Raw genomic sequence first — 11297 nt, 5'->3', positions numbered from 1 at the left:
GACCAAATACGGGTTTGTACCGACTCCTGTCTGAGTCGCTGACCGAATCACTGTTGTCGCGTTGCTTTTGACCAGGGCGGGGTCAGGGTAACACTCGCCCGGATACGCCGTTCTTTCACGTTAAGACATCAAATTCACTTAGATTTCGTTCTTCTTGCAGGTTTTCCTTGCCACTGGTTACGCTAGTGACTGAACAGCTTCCGTTGTATTCTGCATCCCACAAAAAATAGCAAATGCCCCCTTTAATTTGCACGCCCGGAAATGCCTCGCCTGAATCAGGGTAATCAGTCAATTTACGAATGTTCCCGCCAGAAAGCATCGTCGCCCGGAATTCATCAAGCCCTCGTCCTCCAGCCATCCAACGCGAGGGAATGACCATGCTTAAGTATTTTGGGTCGAGGTTCATGGCCTGCTGAACGAACAGGTGATAGATTGATGAGTCGCTGCTCCTCCCTTCATTTGGTAGGGTGGATTTCCAATAATCACGTCAAATTGCATGTCGTCTCCAAATATTTCGCCTAAGCGCGTCTTAATGTTGTCAGTGTGAATAAATGCGTAGGCGTAATTCTCAATACCAGAGCTTCTCTCGAAAAATGAGCGAGGCGCTCCACAGAAATCACACTTTGTTTCGCCCCAGGTGTGCTCGGTGCGCTCAAACCAGATGTGGCCGGCCTCGTTGTCAAAGCCTTGCACCACAGAATGCGCGCCGTTGGCGTGTTTGGAGCAATACACGCTGCGCCGCGCCAGCAAGCTGGTCAAGCGCGTGATGCCAATGCCAAACACCTGACGCGTCAGGATATGGTTCACGCGCGTTTGCAGGTCGGGTATTTGCTGCGCCAAGCCCAGCGTCAGGCGGCTGGTGATCTCGCGCAGGAAAACGCCAGACTTGGTGAACGGGTCCAGAAACCGCACCGTGCTGTCAGCCCACAGATTTGCCCCGCCGTGGTCGGCAGCCCAAGCCTCGGCCAGCATGTCCAACATGCGCCCGGCCAGCTCGGGCGGCGTAAAGACCTCGTCGTTTGACAAGTTGGCAATGCAGGTCAGCACATCGGGGTTGCGCCCGCGCAGGGTGAAGGAAACCTGTTTGTTCATGGCTGCTTGCCTTGCAGCCGCTGCACGCCCACATCGGCCAGCAGCAACTTCATTTGCACAATAGCGGTTTGGTTGAGCAGGGTGAGCCGCTCAGTCTGCGCCAGCCCTTGGTGGATGAAATGGGCGTTGAGCGTTTCCAGGTTGGCCAGACACACCAGTTGTGCGGCATTGGCCTGGTCGCGTATGTTGCCTTTGCTGCCTGGGTTTTCATCACGCCACTGCGCAGCGGTTTGGCCGAACAGTGCCATGTTCAGCAAGTCGGCTTCGCTGGCGTAGATCAGGTTGGTCTGCTGTTGGCTCAGTTGCAGCGGTATCAGTTGGGTTTTGATGGCAGCGGTATGGATGCGATAGTTGATCTTGGTCAGGTTGCGGCGAATGTCCCAGCCCAGTTGCTCGCGCTCGGTTTCTTTCAGGCGCTGAAACTCTTTGATGAGATAGAGTTTGAATTCAACTGACACCCACGAAGCAAACTCGAAAGCAATGTCTTTGTGGGCGTAAGTGCCACCGTAGCGCCCGGCTTTGGATGTGATGCCAATGGCGCCAGTTGCCTCGTGCCAACGTTTAGCGGTCAGCACAAAGCTGTTCAGCCCGGCTTGGCGCCTAATCCCATCGAATTCGATGGGATTAAAAACGGGGTTGTTGAGTTGTTCCCAGATGCCAAGAAACTCAATGGTGTTTCGGTTCCTGAGCCAATTCTGGATGATGTAGTCGGTGCGTTCGCTGTCTTTGTAACGCGCAATGTCGGTCAGAGAAATGTAATCGTCCACATCGCCGGAAACCACTGTGATGCTGGTGCCCTTGACTTCAATTTTGGCCATTGTTCATCTTCCTTGTAGGGATGCCAGCTCACGCACCGTCATTGGTGGGTGGGTTTGGATGGGGGTAAAGATGTCGTGCTTGCCCTGATCTGCCCACAGTGAGCCTTCTTCGCTGAATTTGGACGCGCCGGTGAGCACGTCAAAGCGAAAGTCGCGCCGCTGGAATTTGCCTTTGCCCAGGTAGCCCCATTCGGCAAAGCTGATGGGCGCGCCGCCTTGCGTTCGCATGGTCAGCGCATCGCCGTGCACCAGATTGACCGACAGCACGTGCGTTGCGGCCAGGTACAGGTCGTCCGTTTCACTCAGGTGCAGGTACTCGGCAAAGATGTCCAGCACGTTGGCGCGGCACTCTGAAATGTTGTCGGCCAGCAGTTCGATGCCGTAGATGCACATCAGCCCCAGCAGGGCGTAGTGCTGGCGCTCAAAGTCAGAGGGGCTGTATTTGAGTTCCACCGCCGCCAGCTTGCGCTTGAGAATTTGCACGATGAAGTTGCCGCTGCCACAGGCGGGCTCTAAAAAGCGGGCATCAATCCGCTCGGTCTCGGGTTTGACCAAATCCAGCATGGCCTGCACCATCCACGCTGGGGTAAAGACCTCGCCGTGGTCGGCTACGCGCTGTTTGGACTTGACGAGGCTCATGCGGCGGTCACCCCGCCCAGGCCGCCGCCGCTATCACCTGCGCCACTGCCGCGTTGAGCTTTTTGGCATAAGGCACGTGCAAAAACTCGTTCGGGCCGTGCGCGTTGCTCTTGGGGCCGAGCACGCCGCAAACCATCATTTGAGCTTTGGGGAAACCCTGGCTGAGCAGGTTCATCAGCGGAATGGTGCCGCCCTGGCCGATGTAGCCGCAGGGTGTGCCAAAGTAGTCAGTTGAGGCCTGGTTCAGCGCTCGCTCAAACCAGGGAGCGGTGCTCGGGGCGTTCCAGCCGGTGGCGTGTGAGTCTGGTGCGAAGGTGACCTGGGCTTGGTACGGGGCGTTGTCTTCGAGCAGGGTTTTGAGTTGCGCCACGGCGCTGGCGGCATCAATCGGGGGTGGCAGGCGCAGGGACAGTTTGAACGCCGTGAACGGGCGCAGCACGTTGCCGGCGTTTTGCAAATCAGGCAGACCCTCGGCACCGGTCACGCTCAGTGTCGGGGTCCAGGTGCGTGCCAGCAGCGCTTGCAGCGGGTCGGTGGTGGTGGGCAGCATGGCTTGGCCGCCACTGCCGCCGCAGTCGGCATGCGCCCAGGGAAAGCGTTTGTACAGTTCGTCGCCCAAAATGGCGGCGGTGGCTTGGGCTTGCGCCAGCCGGTCGGCGGGCACTTCGCAGTGAAAACTGCCTGGCAGCAGGCGGCCGCTGGCGCTGTCTTCCAGCCGGTCAAGCAGGTGGCGCAGGATGCGAAAGCTTGACGGCACCAGGCCACTGGCGTCGCCCGAGTGGATGCCTTCGGTCAACACCTGCACCTTGAGCGTGCCGCTGGCCATGCCGCGCAGGCTGTTGGTGAGCCACAGTTGGTCGTAATTGCCCGCGCCCGAGTCCAGGCAAATCACCAAACCCACGTCGCCCAGGCGCTGGCGCAGGGCATCAATGTAGGGCAGCAGGTCGTAAGAGCCGCTTTCTTCGCAGGTTTCGATCAAGCCCACCACGCGCGGGTGCGCCACGCCCTGCGCTTGCAGGGTTTGCAGCGCCGTGATGGCGGCGTAAATGGCGTAGCCGTCGTCAGCGCCGCCACGGCCATAGAGCTTGCCGTCTTCGTATTTGGGGCTCCACGGCCCCAGGCCAGCGCGCCAACCGGCAAACTCTGGCTGCTTGTCCAGGTGCCCGTACATCAGCACGGTTTGGCTGCTGGCGCCTGCAGAACTTGCCTGGGTAGCTCTGTTTTCAGTAGTGCCTGCGCTCGCAGCAAGTTCAAAAAACAGCACCGGGGTGCGCCCATCCAGGCGGATGATTTCAAGCTGCAGGCCGGCCACTTTCTGCGCTTGCACCCAGTCAAAAGCGTTGTGCACCACCCGGTCAATCAAGCCGTGGGCCGCCCAGTCGGGGTCAAACATGGGCGATTTGGCGGGAATGGCAATGTACTGGGTGAGCTGGTTGATCAGGTCGGTGTCCCACGCGTGGGTGATCTGGCTCAGGGTTTGGGCTGGGTTAACTGGGTTGAGGCAAGCAGCAGGCAGCGGTGCGTTCATGAAAACTCCAAAGGTGGGTGGGTGGGTGGGTTGCCCTCATTATGAGAGCTGCTGATGCAAGAAAGACAAGCGCTAGAGGCCAAAAACATCTGAACATTCAGGCCAGTTTAATCACGTGCTGTGGCGGCCGAGCCAAGGTGGCTCAGCCACGCCAGCCCGGCCGTGGTGCCGCCGGCTTGGCTGCCCAGGCGTGGGTGGTATTCGCACCCAACCCAGCCTTCAAACCCAAGCTCGTCGAGCAGCGCAAACAGGTAGGCGTAGCACAGCTCGCCGCCGTCTGGCTCTTGTCGCTGCGGCACGCTGGCCACTTGAATGTGCCCCACGCGCCCGGTGGGCAGGTAGCGGCGCAGTTTGGTGGCCACATCGCCTTCTTGCACCTGGCAGTGGTACAGGTCCATTTGCACCTGCAAGTTGGCTGCGTTGACGGCATCAAGCAACTCATGGGCATGGTCTTGCCGGTTTAAAAAATAGCCAGGCATGTCGCGCAGGTTGATGGGCTCGATCATGACCTTCACGCCCAGCGCGGCCGCCTGCGCGCACGCCCAGCGCAGTCGCGCGGCCACTGCGTCAAGCAGCGACTCGCGCAGCATGCCATCAGGCAGCAGCCCGGCTATGAGGTGAATGCGTGGGCAGTTCAGCGCACCGGCGTAGTCCAGTGCCAGGTGCACGCCATATTCAAATTCAGCTTGGTTGCCCTGCAGGCACAGCTGCCCGCGCGCGCCGCGCGCCCAGGCTGGGTTGACGCTGGCCACATCGGTGCCTGCCGGGGGTGCATTGAACAGCACTTGCTGCAAACCGTTGCCGCGCAGGCGTGCCACCAGTTCAGCGGCTGGCCAGGCGTAGGGAAACAAATACTCGACCGCTTTGAAGCCGTCGCGGGCAGCGGCTTCAAAGCGGTCCAGAAACGGCAGCTCGGGGTACAAAAAACTCAGGTTGGCGGCAAAGCGGGGCATGGTGGTGGGGTTGACGGTTGGGCAAGGGCGTAAAGTGTCGCACAGCCAACGGTGCTGACTTCAGTTGTAATATTTATAACAAATTGTGCTCTAGCGCAATGAATATAAGCATAAGCAGCTATTTATTTTGTAGTAATTTTAAATCCAGGAGACCTCATGACACACGCCCTTGACACCTTGAATCAGCAGCACAGCTTGCCGGGTGTGCTGGAGTTTGTGGACGGCGGCGCGGGCTTGCCCGTGGCGCACATTCACACCCCGCAGGCCAGTGCCCGCGTGGCACTGCAGGGGGCGCAAGTGCTGGCGTGGCAGCCTGCCGGGGCAGTGCCGGTGATTTGGGTTTCAAAAGCTGCGGTGGTTGAGCCAGGCAAAGGCGTGCGCGGTGGCGTGCCGGTGTGTTGGCCGTGGTTTGGCGCGCGCGACGGGTTGCCCGCGCACGGTTTTGTACGCACCCGCATGTGGCAATTGCGGCACACCGCGCAAGACAGCCAAGGCCAGGTGGTGCTGCGCTTGGGGTTGACAGACGACGCCAGCACCCGCGCCCTGTGGCCTCACGCGTTTGACCTGGAGTTGGTAGTGACCGTGGGGCGCACCCTGACGATGGCGCTGATCACCTGTAACACCGGCAGCACGCCATTGACCTTGACCGACGCGCTGCACACTTACTTTGCCGTGGCCGATGTGGCTCAAACCACGGTGCAGGGGTTGGATGGCTGTGATTACCTGGACAAGGTGCAACACATGGCCACTTGCAGGCAAGCCGGCAGCGTGGCATTCACCACCGAGACAGATCGGGTCTATGTCAACACCACTGCCACCTGTGTGATTGACGACACCGCTGGCCAGCGCCACATTCAAATCGCCAAGCAAGGCAGCGCCAGCACAGTGGTGTGGAACCCTTGGAGCGAGCGCGAAAAAGCCTTTGCCGACATGGCTGCAGGCGAATACCGCAAGATGCTGTGTGTGGAAACTTGCAACGCCGGGCCAGATCAGATCACGCTGGCCGCGGGCGCCACACACAGCTTGGTGGCAGAAATTTCGTTGCTTTGAAGTGATGGGGCGGGGTGTCAGCCCTTGAGCGTGGGGTAGTCGGTGTAGCCTTTGGCGCCGCCGCCATACCACGTGGAGCGGTCGCTTTCAGCCAGGGGTTTGCCTTTGCGCAGGCGCTCCACCAAGTCGGGGTTGGCAATGAAGGGGCGGCCAAAGGCCACCAGGTCGGCACCGGCTTGCACTTCATCGAGCGCCAGCTCTTTGGTCAGGGCGTTGTTCACCATCCAGGCGCCTTTGCCGGCCGCGGCACGGTAGGCACGGCGCAGGCCGGTGTAGTCAAACGGGCGGTCTTCCAGCGTGCGGGCGCCACCGGTGGCACCTTCAATCACATGCACATAGGCCAGTTGAAAGGTGGCCAGCTCGCGCACCAGGTAGTCAAACAGCGGCTGCGGGTCGGGGTCAAAAGCATCGTTGGCCGGGGTCACGGGCGACAGGCGAATGCCCACTTTGTCAGCCCCCACCGCATCGGTCACGGCGCGCACCACTTCCAGCACCAGACGGGTGCGGTTCTCAACACTGCCGCCAAAGTCGTCGCGGCGCTGGTTCGAGCCGGCTTTCAAAAACTGGTCTAGCAAATAGCCGTTGGCAGCGTGGATTTCAACCCCGTCAAACCCGGCGGTATGGATGGCGTTGCGCGCAGCGGCCACGTAGGTGTGCACGATGTCAGGCAATTCATAGGCTTGCAGCGCGCGCGGCGCGGACACATCCACAAATTCAGGCACGCCGTTGTGGATGAGCACCGTTTTGGTTTTGGCCGTGATGGCCGAAGGCGCCACCGGCTGGCCGCCATGCGGCTGCAGACTGGTGTGCGAGACGCGCCCCACATGCCACAGCTGGCACACGATCTTGCCGCCCGCTTGGTGCACGGCTTGGGTGACGGGTTTCCAGGCTTCTACCTGCTCTTCGGCATACAGCCCGGGCACATCGGCGTAGCCTTGGCCTTGCTGGCTGATGGCGGTGGCTTCGGTGATGATCAGGCCGGCGCTGGCGCGCTGGCTGTAATAGTCGGCCATGAGTGGCGTTGGCACGGCTTGCGGCGCACGGTTGCGCGTGAGTGGTGCCATGACAATCCGGTTGGCCAGCGTCCAGGCGCCAACTTTTGGGGTGTCAAAAAGGGAAGCAGTACGGTGTGTCATAGGTGTTTGGGGTGTTGTGTTTTTGTGATTGTGGCGAGTTTACGGGTGAAAAAACCAATTCAAAGTTTCATTTGCCGTTAACATTAAGTTACGAATTTTCAGTATCAAAGGGGTTTACATGAAATTATTTAGGCATTTGGCAGCGCTGGTTTGTGTGGGTGCTTCATTTGGCGCTCATGCTGGTAATTTGCTTACCAACGGCAGTTTTGAGAGCGGCCTGGCTGGGTGGACTATCACTGGCGGTGGAAGCGATCCGGTATCCGTTAAAAATTACGGAAACAGTTTTTACGGCGAGACTGTGCTTGCTGACTCTTCAGTCAGTTTGAGTCCAGATGCTGCTGGCGCAAAAGCCATTTATTTTGTGGACGATGTGGCCTATCAAACCCTGACGCAAACCGTCACAGTTGCCACAGCAGGCTCGTATTCAGTTGGTTTCTCGACTTATGCGCCTGCAAACGGTTGGGCTAACGCTCATGATGCTGCGTTTTCAGCCTCGATTGGTGGCAACACCATTTTCTCTAGCAATATCAGCGGTATGCCCATAACCACTTGGGAAGCCAAAAGTGGTTTGGTTAATTTGACTGCTGGTTCGCACGACATCAGTTTTACTTTTACTCCAACGGGTGCTGCTGGTAAAGATTTGGTGATTGATCGCGTGTACCTGGTGGCTGCACCCGTGCCAGAACCCGAAACCTACGCCATGTTGTTGGCTGGTTTGGGTGTCTTGGGTTGGGCTCGTCGTCGCCAAAGCAAATCAGTCTGATCTGCCTCTACCCCATCAAAAAAGCCTGCAAGTTTGCAGGCTTTTTTGTTTTTGGCGTCGCTTGCATGATGGCGCTCTTCATGCGCCAGAGCCTGATTCCACTTCAAAACTTTTGTTTTTGTCTTGCGCCAACAACTTGGCGGTGGCTTCGAGGGCGGCGGTCAACTGGGCTTTGAGGGTGTGCGGTGGGTTGATCACAAACACCCCGCTGGCGGGTAAACCAGGGCGCACCACGTCGCCCGCATCGTCGGTGGTGAGCTTGCTTGACTTCACGGTGAGCGTGGCGTTGAGCCAGGCGCGGCCAGCACGCTGCGCCAGAGTTTTGAGCTTGCGTGGCAGCTCATGCGCCTCGGGGCGGGGAATGATGGGGTACCACACCATGTAGGTGCCGGTGGCAAACCGGGTGACGGCATCGGTCATCATGGTCAGCACGCGGGCGTAGTCGGTTTTGAGCTCATAGCTTGGGTCGCACAACACCAGCGCCCGGCGCGAAGGCGGTGGCAGAAATTTTTTTAAACCCTCAAAGCTGTCTTCCTGGTGCACCGTGATCAGCCGCCCGGCGTCAAGCTGGGCAATGTTGGCGCGCAGGGTTTTGGCGTCGGTGGGGTGCAGTTCAAACAGTTTCAGGCGATCCCGGTCACGCCCTTGCAGCAGGCTGTGAATGATGAAAGGTGAGCCCGGGTAAACCTTGTGATTCTGGCCTTTGTTGAAACTGGCCACCACATCCAGATAGTCTTGCAAGGCGGCTGGCAAGGCCTCTAAAGAACTTTTAGATGTTGTGTTTTTTGTAGCAGCTTGCGTTTGATTGGCAAGGGCTAGCGCCTCATTTTGCTTGAATATCAGACGCAAATAGCCGTCGGCAGCTTCGCCACTGGTTTGAGCGTAATCGCCATCCAGCCGGTACAAGCCAGCACCGGCATGGGTATCAAACACGTTCAGGGCGGTGTCTTTTTGGGTTAAATGGCGCAACACGGCAATCAAGGCCGTGTGCTTGAGAACATCGGCATGGTTGCCGGCATGAAAGGCGTGGCGATAACTGAACATGTGTTGATGTTACCCGGTTGCCCAAAAATCACCGCCACATGACGTTATAATTTCGACCCGTTGGTGATATAGCTCAGTTGGTTAGAGCGCAGCATTCATAATGCTGATGTCGGTGGTTCAAATCCACCTATCACCACCAGTCATTTCAAGCCCAACTCTTTCCAGTTGGGCTTTTCTTTTTCAAAATCCCCAACGTTTTCAAACACTTACCGCAACTGCCTCTTGAGTGTTTTGCTCCTGTTTTTGCGTCATTTTGGGCGTTTTTTGCCCAAAAACCCGCGTTTCCTCTCTCTGTTCTCTGTTTGTCTCTTGACTATTCAAGAGACCACCTTCAATGAAATCAACCACTTACGCGGGGGCGGTTTGCAAAGTGTTCTGGTAGGTCTGGGCGACAGAGAACGAAGAACGTTGGATTGCGCGTTACTTCGCCAAAGATCGGTGGATTTACGTCCGCTTTTTTGGCCGACCACCTGAGACAATCCCGCGATGCTTTGGCTGCTTCAAAACAATTACGTGGAGGGAATGACTGGAAAACTTGCCTGGGCATTGCGGAGCACTTCTCGCCCAATGCATGACTTCAGCGTCGTCCCCGGTCAAGGGCTTCCGGCTTTTCCAATCGAGCCGACGGAACCCCATTTCTTTTACGGATCAACCGGAATGCTTCAGCAGCTCAGTGCGACGCAGTGGGGGAGCTATTTATTCGGAGACATGCTGGCACTGGATCAGCGTCACTGGCAAGCCAACATGGGCCAGCGTTTGTTGAACGCAACCGCAGAGTTCATGGACCTTGATGCAGTCAAAAGTCGAGTCCAAAAATACCCGAAGGACTCCTTTTTTGTGCGCCCGGTTATTGCGCAAAAAGCGTTCGCAGGCCATGTCGTTCGCAACGGCGACTTGAGCGCGATATTCAAAGGTCGCAATGGTCAAGCCAAATTGCAGTCTGGATCACTACTTTTGGCAGTATCGCCCGTGGTGTCAAATTTGGCTGGCGAGTATCGTTTTGTTGTTCACAATGGTGAGATCAGACTTGGTTCGCGCTATCGCGAGAACGGTAATTTGGCGGTGAGTCCAACTGTTCCCCGTGACATCTGGACGGCTGCTCAAGCGTTGGTGAAAGGCTGGATGCCAGCCACTTTTATTGTTGTGGATGTGGCCGTTTTAACCAATGGTGAATTACGTGTTATCGAATTCAACTCTGTCCACTCAAGCGGTCTGTATGACATTGATTGTGAGTGTTTTGCCGAACTGGTCGAACATGCAACACTGCGGCAAGCGGTAGCAAACTAGCCATATCAGCAATCAATGCTTGAGTTTCGGCAAATGGCCTAGCTTTGTGTGATCACTATCAGTGATCTAATGCGACCAAAATTTGCAATCCGAGAGGTGCTATGGCGAATCACGAGCCCAAATATCACAATGAAGCCATCTCGTTTGATGAGTTAAAGAATCGATGCAAGACCGAACTTGTTATCGCCATTGACGAGGAATACGGATACCGCTCTTGGCTTTGGTTTCCTGGGATACCGGCGCAACAAATCGAAAAGTGGTGGCAGGAGCTTCTGGACATCGATTCTTTTTGGGGCCGACAAGCTGATGGCCCATTGGGTGAACTTCAAAAAGGTTGGCCGGGTGAGTTTTTCCGTGCTGATGAATCAGATCGCTTTTATGATTTGTTTGATGAAGTTTGGAAAACTGGCCAATATCGATCTTGCATCGATAGCAATGAAGTTGGCAGCACGAGCGATCCCGACTCCTTCCTGGAAAGAGCAGATAAGACAATCTTCATTCACAAGGGCGCAACGTTTAATCAAGGATGACCGCAATTGATTGAATGCTGCCGGATATGAAAACCTGTGCCAAATTTTCGTGCCGCTGAAATTCAAGAGGACATCATGATCCGTCCATCTACATCGGTGCGCAGTGAATATAAAGGAAGTGAATTTGTTGTCCAACTCTATCGATCAAACCCATGTGGATGTTGGCGTGCGGCGAGGATTGGTGTTTGAAGGTGCCTGGAAGGCACCGCAAGGATTGCCTGTCAGCGCCGATTGAATATTGAGCCACCCTGCCGATTCAATATTGAGCCAGGGCGTGTTGCCAAATTTCGAATTGGCAACTGTGGACAAGTGTAGTGAATTGCTGGTTTTGGGGCTCCTGACTTCGGTTTCCTGAATTGATTCATGGCGCAAAAGGGAAAGGAGAGAAGGACGAAGTCCGTAGCGGATTTCCCTTTTGCGCACCCTCAGACAGGCTCGTGCGGAGACTGTGTTTCTG

At 56.8% G+C, this 11297-nt stretch carries 12 protein-coding genes, 1 tRNA gene and 1 pseudogene; 5 read left to right on the top strand and 9 right to left on the bottom strand.

The features are described from left to right. Nucleotides 1-115: 115 nt before the first annotated feature. The 6 genes and pseudogenes from PHT20_RS15365 to PHT20_RS15340 form a co-directional block, all read right to left on the bottom strand. Nucleotides 116-438 (bottom strand): annotated as a pseudogene (locus PHT20_RS15365) (Eco57I restriction-modification methylase domain-containing protein); the annotation flags it as partial. Further along, entirely contained in the window at nt 403-1092 is a 690-nt protein-coding gene (locus tag PHT20_RS15360; RefSeq protein WP_301021202.1) for an Eco57I restriction-modification methylase domain-containing protein, read from the bottom strand. The gene PHT20_RS15360 and the pseudogene PHT20_RS15365, both read right to left, overlap by 36 nt. Beyond that, complete coding sequence (locus PHT20_RS15355; protein ID WP_301021201.1) at nt 1089-1910, bottom strand: KilA-N domain-containing protein; 822 nt, start codon at nt 1908-1910, stop codon at nt 1089-1091. Before PHT20_RS15355 ends, PHT20_RS15360 begins: the two co-directional genes overlap by 4 nt. Before the next feature lie 3 nt (nt 1911-1913). Further along, nucleotides 1914-2549 (bottom strand): N-6 DNA methylase, encoded by a 636-nt coding sequence (locus PHT20_RS15350; protein ID WP_301021200.1) that lies wholly within the window; start codon nt 2547-2549, stop codon nt 1914-1916. 7 nt (nt 2550-2556) lie between these two features. Beyond that, nucleotides 2557-4077 carry a M20/M25/M40 family metallo-hydrolase gene (locus PHT20_RS15345; RefSeq protein WP_301021199.1) on the bottom strand — a complete coding sequence of 507 codons (1521 nt, stop codon included), beginning with the start codon at nt 4075-4077 and terminating at the stop codon, nt 2557-2559. Nucleotides 4078-4184: 107 nt separating this feature from the next. Next, complete coding sequence (locus PHT20_RS15340) at nt 4185-5030, bottom strand: TIM barrel protein (RefSeq protein WP_301021198.1); 846 nt, start codon at nt 5028-5030, stop codon at nt 4185-4187. A 156-nt stretch (nt 5031-5186) separates the two neighbouring features. On the opposite strand from PHT20_RS15340, the gene PHT20_RS15335 reads away from it, so the two are divergent. Further along, nucleotides 5187-6080 carry a D-hexose-6-phosphate mutarotase gene (locus tag PHT20_RS15335; RefSeq protein WP_301021197.1) on the top strand — a complete coding sequence of 298 codons (894 nt, stop codon included), beginning with the start codon at nt 5187-5189 and terminating at the stop codon, nt 6078-6080. Between the two features lie 17 nt (nt 6081-6097). Here the strand turns inward: PHT20_RS15335 and PHT20_RS15330 are convergent, their stop codons facing one another. Next, complete coding sequence (locus PHT20_RS15330; protein WP_301021196.1) at nt 6098-7216, bottom strand: alkene reductase; 1119 nt, start codon at nt 7214-7216, stop codon at nt 6098-6100. A 118-nt stretch (nt 7217-7334) separates the two neighbouring features. On the opposite strand from PHT20_RS15330, the gene PHT20_RS15325 reads away from it, so the two are divergent. Beyond that, on the top strand, nt 7335-7979 hold the full coding sequence (locus tag PHT20_RS15325) for a PEP-CTERM sorting domain-containing protein (protein WP_301021195.1): 645 nt from the start codon (nt 7335-7337) through the stop codon (nt 7977-7979). A gap of 78 nt (nt 7980-8057) precedes the next feature. On the opposite strand, the gene rlmJ is transcribed toward PHT20_RS15325, so the two are convergent. Then, nucleotides 8058-9023 (bottom strand): 23S rRNA (adenine(2030)-N(6))-methyltransferase RlmJ, encoded by a 966-nt coding sequence (gene rlmJ / locus PHT20_RS15320; RefSeq protein ID WP_301021194.1) that lies wholly within the window; start codon nt 9021-9023, stop codon nt 8058-8060. Between the two features lie 62 nt (nt 9024-9085). Here rlmJ and PHT20_RS15315 point away from each other — a divergent pair. The 3 genes from PHT20_RS15315 to PHT20_RS15305 all read left to right on the top strand — a co-directional run bounded on the left by PHT20_RS15315 (nt 9086) and on the right by PHT20_RS15305 (nt 10840). Beyond that, nucleotides 9086-9162, top strand: a tRNA-Met gene (locus tag PHT20_RS15315). 347 nt (nt 9163-9509) lie between these two features. Continuing rightward, entirely contained in the window at nt 9510-10310 is an 801-nt protein-coding gene (locus PHT20_RS15310) for an ATP-grasp domain-containing protein (protein ID WP_301021193.1), read from the top strand. A gap of 101 nt (nt 10311-10411) precedes the next feature. After that, nucleotides 10412-10840, top strand: coding sequence for a hypothetical protein (locus PHT20_RS15305; RefSeq protein ID WP_301021192.1), 429 nt, complete (start codon nt 10412-10414; stop codon nt 10838-10840). Nucleotides 10841-10984: 144 nt separating this feature from the next. Here PHT20_RS15305 and PHT20_RS15300 read toward each other — a convergent pair. Continuing rightward, a partial coding sequence (locus PHT20_RS15300) for a hypothetical protein (protein ID WP_301021191.1) occupies nt 10985-11297 on the bottom strand: 313 nt, incomplete at its 5' end.

The sequence above is a fragment of the Rhodoferax sp. genome (genome assembly GCF_028715765.1).
In the GTDB taxonomy this organism is placed as follows: Bacteria; Pseudomonadota; Gammaproteobacteria; order Burkholderiales; family Burkholderiaceae_C; genus Rhodoferax.
Note: the sequence above shows the minus strand (reverse complement) of the source record. Positions and strands in the feature narration are given on the sequence as shown.